The 13,574-nt window shown below is 69.7% G+C and carries 12 protein-coding genes and 1 tRNA gene; 8 read left to right on the forward strand and 5 right to left on the reverse strand.

The window, feature by feature from the left end; all coding sequences use genetic code 11:
* Window positions 1-61 precede the first annotated feature (61 nt).
* The 4 genes from AB0I79_RS02740 to pyk all read left to right on the forward strand — a co-directional run bounded on the left by AB0I79_RS02740 (window position 62) and on the right by pyk (window position 4,810).
* The gene (locus AB0I79_RS02740) at window positions 62-1,123 is read left to right on the forward strand and encodes an aldo/keto reductase (RefSeq protein ID WP_357866116.1); all 1,062 of its coding nucleotides are present in this window, start codon (window positions 62-64) and stop codon (window positions 1,121-1,123) included.
* A 212-nt stretch (window positions 1,124-1,335) separates the two neighbouring features.
* Window positions 1,336-2,997 carry a S8 family serine peptidase gene (locus AB0I79_RS02745; protein ID WP_357866117.1) on the forward strand — a complete coding sequence of 554 codons (1,662 nt, stop codon included), beginning with the start codon at window positions 1,336-1,338 and terminating at the stop codon, window positions 2,995-2,997.
* On the forward strand, window positions 2,994-3,344 hold the full coding sequence (locus AB0I79_RS02750) for a DUF2784 domain-containing protein (RefSeq protein WP_357866119.1): 351 nt from the start codon (window positions 2,994-2,996) through the stop codon (window positions 3,342-3,344). Before AB0I79_RS02745 ends, AB0I79_RS02750 begins: the two co-directional genes overlap by 4 nt.
* A 35-nt stretch (window positions 3,345-3,379) precedes the next feature.
* Window positions 3,380-4,810: a pyruvate kinase gene (pyk, locus tag AB0I79_RS02755; RefSeq protein WP_357866121.1), complete on the forward strand. Its 1,431-nt coding sequence runs from the start codon at window positions 3,380-3,382 to the stop codon at window positions 4,808-4,810.
* A gap of 201 nt (window positions 4,811-5,011) precedes the next feature.
* Here the strand turns inward: pyk and dapD are convergent, their stop codons facing one another.
* The 3 genes from dapD to AB0I79_RS02770 form a co-directional block, all read right to left on the reverse strand.
* On the reverse strand, window positions 5,012-5,977 hold the full coding sequence (gene dapD / locus AB0I79_RS02760) for a 2,3,4,5-tetrahydropyridine-2,6-dicarboxylate N-succinyltransferase (protein WP_357866122.1): 966 nt from the start codon (window positions 5,975-5,977) through the stop codon (window positions 5,012-5,014).
* A 171-nt stretch (window positions 5,978-6,148) separates the two neighbouring features.
* On the reverse strand, window positions 6,149-6,571 hold the full coding sequence (locus AB0I79_RS02765; RefSeq protein WP_357866124.1) for a pyridoxamine 5'-phosphate oxidase family protein: 423 nt from the start codon (window positions 6,569-6,571) through the stop codon (window positions 6,149-6,151).
* A gap of 384 nt (window positions 6,572-6,955) precedes the next feature.
* Window positions 6,956-7,029: transfer RNA gene (locus AB0I79_RS02770), tRNA-Leu, on the reverse strand.
* Window positions 7,030-7,119: 90 nt separating this feature from the next.
* Here AB0I79_RS02770 and AB0I79_RS02775 point away from each other — a divergent pair.
* The 3 genes from AB0I79_RS02775 (at window position 7,120) to AB0I79_RS02785 (ending at window position 10,681) form a co-directional block, all read left to right on the forward strand.
* Entirely contained in the window at window positions 7,120-7,704 is a 585-nt protein-coding gene (locus AB0I79_RS02775; RefSeq protein ID WP_357866126.1) for a response regulator, read from the forward strand.
* Window positions 7,705-7,856: 152 nt separating this feature from the next.
* Window positions 7,857-9,146, forward strand: coding sequence for an ABC transporter substrate-binding protein (locus tag AB0I79_RS02780; protein ID WP_357866127.1), 1,290 nt, complete (start codon window positions 7,857-7,859; stop codon window positions 9,144-9,146).
* A 230-nt stretch (window positions 9,147-9,376) separates the two neighbouring features.
* A complete protein-coding gene (locus AB0I79_RS02785; protein ID WP_357866128.1) occupies window positions 9,377-10,681 on the forward strand; it encodes an ABC transporter substrate-binding protein in 1,305 nt (434 codons plus the stop codon).
* A gap of 56 nt (window positions 10,682-10,737) precedes the next feature.
* Here the strand turns inward: AB0I79_RS02785 and AB0I79_RS02790 are convergent, their stop codons facing one another.
* On the reverse strand, window positions 10,738-11,592 hold the full coding sequence (locus AB0I79_RS02790) for a hypothetical protein (RefSeq protein ID WP_357866129.1): 855 nt from the start codon (window positions 11,590-11,592) through the stop codon (window positions 10,738-10,740).
* Between the two features lie 188 nt (window positions 11,593-11,780).
* Here AB0I79_RS02790 and AB0I79_RS02795 point away from each other — a divergent pair, with 188 nt between their 5' ends.
* Window positions 11,781-13,076, forward strand: coding sequence for an ABC transporter substrate-binding protein (locus tag AB0I79_RS02795; RefSeq protein ID WP_357866130.1), 1,296 nt, complete (start codon window positions 11,781-11,783; stop codon window positions 13,074-13,076).
* 61 nt (window positions 13,077-13,137) lie between these two features.
* On the opposite strand, the gene AB0I79_RS02800 is transcribed toward AB0I79_RS02795, so the two are convergent.
* On the reverse strand, window positions 13,138-13,542 hold the full coding sequence (locus tag AB0I79_RS02800; protein WP_357866131.1) for a hypothetical protein: 405 nt from the start codon (window positions 13,540-13,542) through the stop codon (window positions 13,138-13,140).
* Window positions 13,543-13,574: the final 32 nt, after the last annotated feature.

Below are 13,574 nucleotides of genomic sequence, written 5' to 3' on the forward strand. Positions count from 1 at the left end.
GGCCGATCCCAGGAAGAGCCTTCCCTTACCCATGGCTCGCGCCCCGAGCACGCTTGGACGCATGACGACTCTTGACACCTACCGCTTGCTGGGCCGTTCCGGGCTGCGGGTCTCGCCGCTGTCGCTGGGCACGATGACGTTCGGGACCGACTGGGGCTGGGGCTCGGACAAGGAGGAGTCCCGCCGCATCTTCGACGCCTACGTGGAGCGCGGCGGCAACTTCATCGACACCGCCAGCCAGTACACCAACGGCACCGCCGAGACCCTGGTCGGCGAGTTCGCGGCCGGGCGGCGCGAGCAGCTCGTGCTGGCCACGAAGTACAGCATGGCCAGGCGCCAGGGTGACCCGAACTCGGGCGGCAACCACCGCAAGAGCATGGTCCAGACCGTCGAGGCCAGCCTGCGCCGCCTCGGCACCGACCACCTCGACCTGCTCTACCTGCACGCCTGGGACTTCACCACCCCTGTGGAGGAGATCCTGCGCGCCATGGACGACCTCGTCAGGATGGGCAAGGTGCTCTACGTCGGCATCTCCGACACGCCCGCCTGGCAGGTGTCGCGCATGCAGGCCATCGCCGACCTGCGCGGCTGGTCGCCGCTGATCGCCCTGCAGATCGAGTACAGCCTGATCGAGCGGACGGGGGAGCGCGACCTGATCCCCATGGGCCGCGAGCTGGGCCTCGGGGTCATCCCCTGGTCGCCGCTGGGCAGCGGCGTGCTCACCGGCAAGTACACCCGGGCCGACCTGTCCCACGAGATCTCCGCCGACCCGTCGGGCACCCGCAAGAACGTGGCGGCGGCCAACGGCTCCCTCACCGAGCGCTCGCTCGGCATCGCCGAGGTGGTCAAGCGGGTGGCGGACGAGCTGGGCGCGACGCCGTCGCAGGTGGCGCTGGCCTGGACGCTGCTGGAGCCCGGCGTGACGGCGCCCATCGTCGGCGCCCGGACGCTCGCCCAGCTCGAGGACAACCTGGGCGCGCTCGACGTGCGCTTCACCGGCGCGCAGATCGCCACGCTCGCCGAGGCCAGTGAGGTGGACCTGGGCTTCCCGCACGAGTTCCTGCGGCGGCCGATGTCGCGCGGGGTCATCTCGGGCGGCGTCACGCTCGATCCGGCCCGCTGAACGGCGCGGCCGGCGCACCACTGCGAGGGCCTGACCGGGACGCGGGCCAGGAGCGGCGCGGGCCCGGCGCGGCGGCCCTGGCCAGGGACGGAGCGGACCTCCGATGGAGGTCCGCTTCGTCGTATTCGACCGAAATTTCACCACTAAGTTGCATCAGGGGATTACTGTCGGGAAGATTCAGGTTCTGCGGCAAGTCGGCGGATGGGGGAAGAATGCGGCGGGTCGCCTCGGGCTTGACGGCGCTGGCCGCCGTGGTCGCGCTCGGCGCCTGCACGCCGGCCTCGTCCCGCGAGGCCGCCACCCCGCAGGCCGAATTCCTCGTCTTCTACGACTTCGGCAAGCAACGCCAGGCCGAGGCCGCCGTCGAACGCGCCGGCGGCACCACGGTCTCCGCCGACACCAGGCTCGGCTACCTCATGGCCGCCGGCTCGGGCTCCGGGTTCGAGGAGGTCGTGGGCGCGGACCCGGCCATCGCCGGCGTCTCCCCGGACCGCCGCATCGGCTACGCCACCTCCCGCCCCGCCACGGAGGCCGCCGCCCGCCCCGCCACGGAGGCAGCCGCCCGCAGGGCCGCGTTCCCCGACGAGAAGGCGTTCACCAAGACCAAGGGCGAGCCGCTCGCCGGCCGCCAGTGGGACATGCGCATGATCGGCGCCGACCGCGCCCACGCCAAGGCGCCCGGCACCCGGCAGGTGCTCGTCGGCGTCATCGACACCGGCGTGGACGGCAAGCACCCCGACATCGCCCCCAACTTCAACCGCGAGCTCAGCCGCAACTTCGTCACCGACAAGCCCAAGGACGAGTACGGCGAGACGCTCGACGGCCCGTGCGAGGCGTCCGGCTGCAAGGACGCCGTGGACGTGGACGACGACGGCCACGGCACCCACGTCGCCAGCACCATCGCCTCCCCGCTGAACGGCCTGGGCATCGCCGGCGTCGCCCCTGGCGTGCAGATCGTGAACCTCAGGGCCGGCCAGGACTCCGGCTTCTTCTTCCTCAAGCCCAGCCTCGACGCCCTCACCTACGCCGGCGACATCGGCGTGGACGTCGTGAACATGAGCTACTTCGTCGACCCCTGGCTGTTCAACTGCGCGAGCAACAAGTCCGACACCAGGAAGCAGCAGCTCGAACAGCAGGGCATCATCACCGGCATGCAGCGCGCCCTCGACTACGCCCGCCAGCGCGGCGTCACGCTGGTCTCCGCCCTCGGCAACGGCTCCACCGACCTCGGCCGCCCCCAGGTCGACAAGCAGAGCCCCGGCTACCCGAAGGGCGACGAGAAGGAGCGGCAGGTCGACAACTCCTGCATCAACGTGCCCGCCGAGTCCAACGGCGTCATCTCCGTCTCCGCCCTCGGCCCGTCCGGCCGCAAGGCCGTCTACAGCGACTACGGCAACGAGCAGACGGACCTGTCGGCGCCCGGCGGCGACGTGCTCGACGGGCAGGGCACCCAGGCCACCCGGTCGATCCTGGCGGCCGCGCCCGAGCGCGTGCTGCGCGCCGCCGGCCGCATCGACGCCAAGGGCGAGCCCAAGGGCGCCGACGTCGTCAAGGACTGCACCGGCGGCACCTGCTCCTACTACCAGTACCTCGAAGGCACCTCCATGGCCTCGCCGCACGCCGCCGGCGTCGCGGCGATCCTCGTCAGCCGCTTCGGCAAGCCCGGCAAGGGCGGGCTCGACCTGGCCCCGGCCACGGTCGAGCAGCTCCTGTACAAGACCGCCGCGCAGAAGGCCTGCCCCACGCCCCGCAAGTACGTGTACAAGGTCTTCGGGCAGACCGAGACGCAAGAGTGCGAGGGCACCCAGGCCGACAACGGATTCTACGGTCACGGCATCGTGGACGCCTGGAAGGCGGCTACCGTCGAACCATGATGTATCGCCTCCTCGCGGACGCCGCGATGGTGGTGCACTTCGCCTTTCTCGTCTACATGGCCGTGGGCGGGTTCCTCGCGTGGCGCTGGCGGCGTACGATCTGGGCGCACCTCGCCGTCGCCGCCTGGGGCGTGCTCTCGGTCGTGACCGGCGTCGAGTGCCCTCTCACCCTCGCCGAGGACTGGGCGCGCCACAGCGCGGGTCAGGAGGGGTTACCCACCAGCGGCTTCATCGACCACTACATCGAGGGCGTGATCTACCCGGAGGAGTACACGAACTTGGCGCGACTTGGAGTCGCCGTTCTCGTTCTGTTCTCCTACGTCGGGTACGTTCTCCGTCGTCAGTGACTGCCAAGTGGTCTGTACCAATTAAGGTAGGACTCGTGACTCGTCGCGCGAAAATCGTCTGCACCCTAGGCCCCGCCACATCCTCCAAAGAACGCCTCCGCGAGCTGATCGCCGCGGGCATGGACGTGGCACGGTTCAACCTCAGCCATGGCAATCATGACCTGCACAGAGAGGTTTACGACCGGGTCAAGGAGGTGGCGGCCGACCTCGGCCGCGGTGTAGGCGTGCTCGCCGACCTGCAGGGCCCCAAGATCCGTGTCGGCACGTTCGAGGAAGGCCCCGTCAGGCTGGGCTTCGGTGACGTCTTCACCATCACCACCGAAGACGTGCCGGGCGACCGCGAGCAGGTCTCCACCACCTACAAGGGGCTGCCCAAGGACGTCCGCCCCGGTGACACGATCCTCGTCGACGACGGTCGCCTCGTGCTCGAGGCCACCCGCGTCGACGGCGAGCGCATCATCACCCGCGTCGTCATCGGCGGCATGATCTCCGACAACAAGGGCCTCAACCTCCCGGGCGTCAACGTCAGCGCCCCGGCCCTCACCGACAAGGACGAGGCCGACCTGCGCTGGGCGCTGCGCACCGGCTTCGACATGATCGCCCTGTCCTTCGTCCGCCGCCCGTCCGACGCCGACGTGGTGCGCAACATCATGGAGCAGGAGGCCGTCCGCCTCCCGCTGCTCGCCAAGATCGAGAAGCCGCAGGCCGTCGACCGCCTCCCCGACATCGTCGAGGCCTTCGACGGCATCATGGTCGCCCGCGGCGACCTCGGCGTCGAGCTGCCGCTGGAGCAGGTCCCGATCGTGCAGCGGCGGATCATCGAGCTCTGCCGCGAGAAGGCCCGCCCGGTCATCGTCGCCACCCAGATGCTCGACTCGATGATGAACGCCCCGCGCCCCACCCGCGCCGAGGCCTCCGACGTGGCCTACGCGGTCATGGACGGCGCCGACGCGGTCATGCTGTCGGGCGAGACCTCGGTCGGCAACTACCCGATCGAGGCCGTCTCCACGATGGACCGCATCGCCTGCGCCGCGGAGAAGGCCTCCCTGCACGCCACCCACACGCTGGAGCGCATGCCGGAGACCACCGGCGGTGCCATCGCCCGCGCCGCGGCCGAGGTGGGGGCGATCGTGGGGGCCAAGGCGCTGGTGGCGTTCACGATGTCGGGGGAGACGGCGCGCCGGCTGGCCCGCTACCGCTCGCCGATCCCGCTGCTCGCCTTCACCTCCGCGCCGCACGTGCGCGGGCAGCTCTCGCTGACGTGGGGGGTGGAGACGTTCCACGTGCCGTTCGTGCACCACACGGATGACATGGTGCGGCAGGTGGAGGCCTCGCTGCTGTCGCTGGGGCGGCTGGAGAAGGGCGACAAGGTCGTCATCGTGGCCGGCTCGCCTCCCGGCACCCCCGGCTCCACCAACGCCCTGCGCGTCCACACGATCGGCTCCGCGGTGTCCCACGCACACTGACCGTGGGTCACGGCAACGCCGTGGCCTGCCACCCGCCGTACGCCGGCGGGTGGCCTTCCACGTAACGGCCTGCGACCCTTCACTGGGGCTCCAGGCTTGCCCGCTGAGGCGCGGTGGCTCGACGAGGCCCTGCGCAGCGCGGCCGGAAACAGCGATGGGGCAGCGTTCGGGCGCTGCCCCATCGGCGTTTCGCCAGGGCGGTCAGTCGTTGGCGTGGAGGGCGGCGTTGAGCTCGATGCCGCCGCCCTTGCGGGGAAGGGCCTCCACCGCGCCCGACTGGGAGTTGCGCCGGAGCAGGACGCCGTTGGAGCCCGACAGCTCGGCCGCCTTGACGACCGTGCCGTCCGGCAGCGTGACCCGCGTGCCCGCCGTGACGTACAGGCCCGCCTCCACCACGCAGTCGTCGCCCAGCGAGATGCCCAGGCCCGAGTTGGCGCCCAGCAGGCAGCGCTCGCCGACCGAGATGACCTGCTTGCCGCCGCCCGACAGGGTTCCCATGATGGAGGCGCCGCCGCCCACGTCGGAGCCGTCGGCGACGACCACGCCGGCCGAGACCCGGCCCTCGATCATGGAGCTGCCGAGCGTGCCGGCGTTGAAGTTCACGAAGCCCTCGTGCATGACCGTGGTGCCGCCGGCCAGGTGGGCGCCCAGCCGGACCCGGTCGGCGTCGGCGATCCGGACACCGGAAGGCAGCACGTAGTCGACCATCCGGGGGAACTTGTCCACCCCGTACACCGTCACCGCGCCCCTGGCGCGCAGGCGCAGCCGCGTGCGCTCGAAGTCCGGCACCGGGCACGGGCCGTAGTTCGTCCACACCACGTTGGCCAGCAGGCCGAAGATGCCGTCCAGGTTGACGCCGTGCGGCTGGACCAGGCGGGACGAGAGCAGGTGGAGACGCAGGTAGACGTCGTGCGCGTCCACGGGCGCCTCGGAGAGCTTGGCGATGCCGGTGCGCACGGCCACCACCTCCACGCCCCGCGCCGCGTCGGGGCCGGCCAGCTCGGCCAGCTCCCCGGCCTCGTCGGCGGAGAGCCGCTGGGTGCCCGAGTGGGGCGCCTCGCCCAGCTCGGGGGCGGGGAACCAGGTGTCGAGTACGGTGCCGTCGGCGGCGATGGTGGCCAGGCCGACGCCGAACGCGCCGGTCGAGGTGGGATCGATAGCAGTCACGGCCCCAAAAATACCGTTTCCCAGGTGCGCGGGCCCGCAGGCACCCCAGGCTCCCGCCGCTGCCGGCCTTGGCCTTGGAAGGCTGCCGGCCTTGGAAGGCTGCCGGCCTTGGAAGGCTGCCGGCCTTGGAAGGCTGCCGGCCTCGGCCCCGGTGCTCATGGGGCGCCGGTGTCAGCTCAGGGCGCCCAGGTCGGCCGAGAGCCAGTGTTCCGGGCGCATCCTGAAGGTCACCAGCACGTGCAGGTCCGAGCCCTGGACGTAGCCGGACACCGCGTCCGGTGGCAGGTAGCGGGAGGAGATGCGGGTGAGGTCGTCCAGGGTCGTCGGGCCCGAGCGCACCACCGGGCCCTCCACCGACACGTAGCGGTAGGTCGGGCTGACCCGCTGCGCCAGTATCGAGAACCGGCCCGCCTTGGCGATCAGCCTGGCCTTGCGCGAGTCGCCGTCCGTCAGGAACCGGATCTCGCCGCCGGGGTCGTAGTCGTACCAGACCGGCACGACCAGCGGCGCCCGGCCGTCGCCCGCCTCCACCGCCAGGCTGGCGATGTGCGACTCCGCCAGGAACGCCTCCCGCTCCGCCACGTTCAACGGCATCCCGCCCCACCCCCCGTGTTCCTCGATCTTGAGACGGCTATTCCCGGTGGGAGCGATCCCGAAAAGTCGCCACCGCATCGGGTACGCGGCCCGCCACCTCCGCCGCCGTTCCGGACGTCTGCGTCACCGAGGGCCTGCCGTTCGCCATCACCCGCGCGGCCTCGGAGGGAGCGGCCGTCATCTCGCCCTGGGATCCGGCGGGCCGACGGGCGGCTTCTTCGACGACGGCGGGCCCGTGACCTGATGACGGCGACCCGGAATTACGGTCAGCATTTTCGGCCATCGGCCACGGAGTGCGCTATCGTGCATGCGGAGAGTGTCGCATCCGGGTACGACAAAACCGCCGGGCTCGGAAGCCGGGCGGTCGTGTCGGTGTCACCTCGGTGCCCCGGGTGGGATTCGAACCCACACTGAATGGATTTTGAGGCCATCGACTCTGCCGATTGGTCTACCGGGGCGGCGAATGTCCGGGCTGTGATCTCGTAGCGTAGCGCTCCGAGCCGCACCGGCGTGGATCTAATCTACCGGACGTCTGTACTCTTCTGCTCGTGAGTACGCAGCGGCGAGTAGTGATCGCGGAAGACGAGGCCCTGATCCGCCTCGACCTCAAGGAGATGCTCCAGGAGGACGGCTACGTCGTCGTGGGGGAGGCCGGTGACGGCGAGCAGGCGATCCGGCTGGCCGCCGAGCTGAGGCCCGATCTGGTCATCCTCGACGTGAAGATGCCGGTGCTCGACGGCATCTCGGCGGCCGAGCGCATCGTGTCCGAGCGGATCGCCCCCTGCCTCATCCTGACCGCGTTCTCCCAGCGCGACCTGGTCGAGCGGGCCAGGGACGCGGGGGCGATGGCCTACCTGGTCAAGCCGTTCACCAAGGCCGACCTGGTGCCGGCGATCGAGATGGCGGTCAGCAGGCACGAGGAGATGGTGGCGCTGGCGGCCGAGGTCTCCAGCCTGTCGGAGCGGCTGGAGACCAGGAAGCTGGTCGAGCGGGCCAAGGGGCAGCTCATGGCGCAGCACGGCTGGACGGAGCCGCAGGCGTTCCGATGGATCCAGAAGGCGTCGATGGACCGGCGGTTGAGCATGCGCGAGGTTGCTCAGATCGTTATCGACGACGCGGCGGAGCGATCCTGAAAAAGCCCTATATCAGGTGATTTAGCCCGGCGGGTTGTGGTGCGGTCACGAGTGGGCATCCAACCGGCTTCGGCCGCTTACGTGGGGGGCGTCCCGGCGCGTAACTGATGGTCGGACGGAAGATCCGCTCATCTCGATCGGAGACGCACTCCATGATCCGCATTCTTCGCGCGCCGCTCGCCGTCACCGCGGCGGTTCTGGCGCTGGCGGCGTGCTCGCCCGGCGACACGACCGCCGGCACCGTCACCTCCGGCTCCGCTCCCGCGCAGCCGCCCTCGGCGGCGGCGCAGGGCGACGGCACGCTGAGCATCGGCACCGTTCTGCCGCAGACGGGGTCGCTGGCCTATCTGGGCCCGCCCATGTTCGGGGGCGTCGATCTGGCGCTCAAGGAGATCAACGAGGCCGGCGGCGTGCTCGGCAAGCCGGTCGCCAAGTCCGACACGGACTCGGGGGACACGACCACGAACATCGCCTCGCAGTCGGTGGACAAGCTGCTGGCACAGAAGGTGGACGCGATCGTCGGCGCCGCGTCGTCGTCGGTGTCGGAGTCGATCATCGACAAGATCACGCGGGCGGGCGTGGTGCAGTTCTCCCCGGCCAACACCTCCGACAAGTTCACCACGATCGAGGACGACGGCCTGTACTTCCGCACCGCGCCGCCGGACAAGCTGCAGGGGCGGGTCCTGGGTGATCTGGTGGTCGCCGATGGCAACGACACCATCGGGATCCTGGCCATGCAGGACTCCTACGGTTCCGGCCTGGCCGACCAGGTGACGCGGACGGCCCAGGAGGGCGGCGCGACGATCGTGGAGCGGGTGGACTACGACCCGAAGGCGGCCGACTTCTCCGCCGACGTGTCCAAGATCAAGGCCGCGAACCCCAAGGGCATCGTGCTGATCGGGTTCGAGGAGACGTCGAAGGTCGTGCAGGAGCTGGTCAAGCAGGGGCTGACCAGCGACAAGCACAAGTGGTACATGGTGGACGGCAACATGTCGAACACCAACTTCGCCCAGACCCCGAAGGGCACCATGGACGGGGTGAAGGGCACGCTGCCGGGGGCCGAGGCACCCGAGGCGTTCCAGAAGCGGCTGCTGAAGGTGAACCCGGAGCTGACCGAGTACACCTACGCGGCGGAGTCGTACGACGCCGTGACGCTCATCGCGCTGGCCGCGGAGGCGGCCAAGGCGGACACGGGCCCGGCGATCGCGGGCAAGCTGGTGGAGGTGAGCAAGGGCGGCACGAAGTGCACGGGCTTCAAGAAGTGCGCCGACCTGCTGAAGGCGGGCACGGACATCGACTACGAAGGCGTCAGCGGGCCGGTGGACTTCAACGACGTGGGTGACCCATCGGTTGCGACGATCGGTGTCTACCGGTACAGGGCCGACAACACGTTCGACGCCGCCAAGGCGATCGAATATCGCCGGGGGAAGATCGAGGGCTGAACCGCGCGGTTTTCTCGCCCTGGTCCGGATATTCCGGGCCAGGGCGCTCTGCTTTAGGGACCTGTCCGTAACTCTCCTGAAACAGACCATAACTCTGGGTATTTAGGACATTACGATCCAGTATAAAAGTCGGGTAAGAACTCCCCATCCCCGCGCCGGACAGGCATGCTGAGCTCGGAAAACCCGGCGAAGGTGATCGTCTCTTCGCCGAGATAGGGGGAGTTTCTTCTATGAACCGCATTGCTCCGATGGGGCGCCTGCTGGCCGTGGCGGCCGCGGCGAGCCTGGCTCTGACGGCCTGCGGCGGCGACACGGGCGAGCAGTCCGCCGCCACCGCGCCGTCCGCCGCGACGTCGACGGAGGCCTCCTCGGCGCCGGCGGCGAAGGGTGACGGCACGCTGACCATCGGCACGGTCCTGCCGCAGACCGGTTCGCTGGCGTTCCTCGGCCCGCCCGAGTTCGCCGGGGTGGACCAGGCCGTCAAGGAGATCAACGAGGCCGGCGGCGTGCTCGGCAAGCCGGTCACCAAGGTGCACACCGACTCCGGCGACACCACCACGAACATCGCCTCGCAGTCGGTGGACAAGCTGCTGGGGCAGAAGGCCGACGCCATCATCGGCGCCGCGTCGTCGTCGGTGTCGGAGTCGATCATCGACAAGATCACGGGCGCGGGGGTGGTGCAGTTCTCGCCGGCCAACACCTCCGACAAGTTCACCACGATCAAGGACAACGGCCTGTACTTCCGCACGGCGCCGCCGGACAAGCTGCAGGGCCGCGTGCTGGGAGACCTGATCGCGGCCGACGGCAACGACACCGTGGGCATCCTGGCCATGCAGGACTCCTACGGCTCCGGCCTGGCCGACCAGATCACCAAGACGGCCGAGGCCGCCGGCGCCAGCGTCGTGGAGCGGGTGGACTACGACCCGAAGGCGGCCGAGTTCTCCGCCGACGTGGCCAAGATCAAGGCCGCGAACCCGAAGGCGGTCGTGCTGATCGGGTTCGAGGAGGGCGCCAAGGTCGTCGCCGAGCTGGTCAAGCAGGGGCTGACCGCCGACAAGGTGAAGTGGTACATGGTGGACGGCAACATGTCGAACACCAACTACCTGAAGATGCCCAAGGGCACGCTCAAGGGCGTCAAGGGCACCATCCCGGGCGCCGAGGCGCCGGAGGAGTTCAGGGAGAAGCTGAAGAAGCTCGACCCGAAGCTCGACGACTTCACCTACTCCGCGGAGTCCTACGACGCGGCGAACCTCATCGCGCTGGCCGCCGAGGCCGCCAAGGACGACAGCGGCACGTCCATCGCGGGCAAGCTGGCCGAGGTGAGCGGCGGCGGCGAGAAGTGCAAGAGCTTCAAGGAGTGCGTCGACCTGCTGAAGGCCGGCAAGGACATCGACTACGACGGCGTCAGCGGGCCCGTCGAGTTCGACGCCGCCGGTGACCCGTCGGTGGCGACCATCGGCGTCTACCAGTACGGCGACGACAACAAGTACGCCGGCAAGGCGCTGGAGTACCGTACTGGCAAGATCGAGGGCTAGGCCCCCGTCCGCCCGCTCCCTCCCCGCCCCGGGTGGGGAGGGAGTGGCCCGGCGGGTCAGGAGCCGAGGTCGCAGGCGCGCCGGGCGTAGGTGAGGAAGCGGTCCTGGAGGGGCTTGGGCGGGATGACGATCACCACGCGTTCCTCGCCGCCGTCCACCGACGCCCGCACCGGGAACAGGAACGCCTTCTTGGCCTCGGCGAAGGCGTGCCCGTCGCAGCGGGCCGGGGTGAGCTCGAGCGGCACCTCCAGCCGCTGTTCGCCGGCGGCCAGCGTGCCCAGGGGCTTGCTGCCGGGGCTGACGATGTAGTGGGTGGTGCCGCCGACGTCGGCGAGGGTCACGGCGCCCTGCCCGCGCCGCGTGACCACCAGGCTCCCGCGCATGACCCGATCGGACTTCGGCCCGGACTCCGTCCAGGTGGGGCCGAACTCGATGCTCGCGCGTTGCTTGACGAGGAACTCCGAGCACTCGTCGCGCAGCAGCCTGGCCAGGAGCGGGTCGGGGTGCGGCACGGCGAAGACCACCTTGCGCGGCTGCTCGGAGCCGGTTCGCACGTGCGCCACGACGGTCGCGGGCTGCACCTCGGGCAGGCCCTGGGGCAGGCAGTTGGCGGCGCCGTAGGTGATGGGCAGGTCCGTGCGCTCGGTCTTCCTGATGACGGCGTCGGCCTGCTGCGGCGGCAGCGTCTTGAAGGACGGCGTGACGAGCTGGACATCAGCGAAATAAACGGGCGTTTCACTGGTATTTCGGACGGCCACTTGAAGCGCGTGCACCGGTTCGTCCGAGCGATATTGGGCCAGCGAGACCGATACCCCGGGCGGCGGTCCGGCGGGCGGCGGAGAGGGCGGCCCCGGGGAGCCGCAACCGGAGGCCAGCGCGATCGTCACGAGAAGAGGCGTTTTGCGCTTCACCTGTCGCACATTAAGCGTCCGTGCGCAGCTCTCGTAAGTTGAGGAGTGATTACGACTCCGCATCCAAGTGCCGACAGTTCTCCAGGGGATCTGGTTGGAGTGTGCAGCAATTTTGTACGTTTCCTGCATTCGATCGGGAACGCTCGGCGGTGCTGAGGATCCCGGCCTGGAATCGGAGGAGACACTTCATGATCCGCATTGCTCCCGTGGGGCGGGCGCTGGCTGTCGTGGCTGCCACCAGCCTCGCCCTGACAGCCTGCGGTGGTGGCGGCGGTGACACCGCCACTCAGGCTTCCCAGAGTGCCGCGCCTGCCTCATCCGCGCCCGCGGCGAAGGGTGATGGCACGCTGACCCTCGGCACGCTGCTGCCCCAGACCGGTTCGCTGGCTTTCCTCGGCCCGCCCGAGTTCGCGGGCGTCGACCTCGCCCTCAAGGAGATCAACGAGGCCGGCGGCGTGCTCGGCAAGCCCGTGGCCAAGTTCGACACGGACTCGGGCGACACCACCACCAACATCGCCTCGCAGTCGGTGGACAAGCTGCTGGCGCAGAAGGCCGACGCCATCATCGGCGCGGCGTCCTCGTCGGTGTCGGAGTCGGTGATCGACAAGATCACGGGCGCCGGCGTGGTGCACTTCTCCCCGGCCAACACCTCCGACAAGTTCACCACGATCGAGGACAAGGGCCTGTACTTCCGCACCGCGCCGCCGGACAAGCTGCAGGGGCGCGTGCTGGGTGACCTGATCATCGCCGACGGCAACGACACCGTGGGCATCATGGCCATGCAGGACTCCTACGGCACCGGCCTGGCCGACCAGGTCCAGAAGACCGTGACCGAGGGCGGCGCCGAAGTGGTCGAGCGCGTCGACTACGACCCCAAGGCCGCCGACTTCTCCGCCGACGTCGCCAAGATCAAGGCGAAGAACCCCAAGGGCATCGTCCTGATCGGCTTCGAGGAGACCGCCAAGGTCGTCCAGGAGCTGGTCAAGCAGGGCATGCCGGCCAGCAAGTACAAGTGGTACATGGTGGACGGCAACATGTCGAACACCAACTACACCAAGATGCCCAAGGGCACGCTGACCGGCGTCAAGGGCACCTACCCCGGCGCCGCCGCTCCGGAGGAGTTCCGGCAGAAGCTGATGGGCGTCAACCCGAAGCTCGAGGACTTCACCTACGCCCCCGAGTCCTACGACGCGGCGAACCTGGTCGCGCTGGCCGCCGAGGCCGCCAAGAGCGACGCGGGCGTCGACATCGCCGCGAAGCTGATGGAGGTCAGCAAGGGCGGCACGGCCTGCAAGAGCTTCAAGGAGTGCGTCGACCTGCTCAAGGCCGGCACGGACATCAACTACGAGGGTGTCAGCGGCCCGGTCGAGTTCAACGAGGCCGGTGACCCGGCCGTCGCCACCATCGGCATCTACCAGTTCGAGGAGAACAACAAGTACCCGGTGAAGGCGCTGGAGTACCGCAGCGGCAACATCGCCGGCTGATCACGTACACGATCCAGGCATGACGGAGAAGGGCCCGGCCGCCTCGGCCGGGCCCTTCCCGCTATCCTCCGCATCCCGCCACGATGCGGTCGGCGGCGGCGCGGTACTGCTTCAGCAGCGCCACCTGCCGCTGCCTGGGCACGTCGCTCTTCGACAGGGCCGCGGTGGTGCTCTTCACGGTCTCGGCGGCGGCCCGCAGCGAGCCGGGCAGCCGGTCGCCGAACTCCATCGTGATGCCGTGGGCCTCGGCGAGGCGGCCGATCACGGCGTCCTCGAAGATCTGCCGCTCCTCCTGGCCCTTCGGCTCCAGCATGAGGCCGGCGTACCCGATGGCGGAGACCACGCGGTCGCAGGGGCTGTCGGCGGGGTCGCCGCCGGTGCTGTACTTCCGCGCGGAGGAGGCGCCCTCCTGGCAGCCGGCGAGCAGGGCGGGCAGGAGGAGCGCGACTGCCGCTGAACGTCTCACACCGCTCATTAAAAAACGGAGAAGGGGCCCAC

Source organism: Nonomuraea sp. NPDC050202, from assembly GCF_040656115.1.
In the GTDB taxonomy this organism is placed as follows: Bacteria; Actinomycetota; Actinomycetes; order Streptosporangiales; family Streptosporangiaceae; genus Nonomuraea.

Coding starts and splice junctions, on each gene's coding strand:
- AB0I79_RS02740 (WP_357866116.1), top strand. CDS start 62: ATGACGACTCTTGACACCTACCGCTTGCTGGGCCGTTCCGGGCTGCGG.
- AB0I79_RS02745 (WP_357866117.1), top strand. CDS start 1,336: ATGCGGCGGGTCGCCTCGGGCTTGACGGCGCTGGCCGCCGTGGTCGCG.
- AB0I79_RS02750 (WP_357866119.1), top strand. CDS start 2,994: ATGATGTATCGCCTCCTCGCGGACGCCGCGATGGTGGTGCACTTCGCC.
- AB0I79_RS02765 (WP_357866124.1), bottom strand. CDS start 6,571: ATGCCGTTGAACGTGGCGGAGCGGGAGGCGTTCCTGGCGGAGTCGCAC.
- AB0I79_RS02780 (WP_357866127.1), top strand. CDS start 7,857: ATGATCCGCATTCTTCGCGCGCCGCTCGCCGTCACCGCGGCGGTTCTG.
- AB0I79_RS02785 (WP_357866128.1), top strand. CDS start 9,377: ATGAACCGCATTGCTCCGATGGGGCGCCTGCTGGCCGTGGCGGCCGCG.
- AB0I79_RS02795 (WP_357866130.1), top strand. CDS start 11,781: ATGATCCGCATTGCTCCCGTGGGGCGGGCGCTGGCTGTCGTGGCTGCC.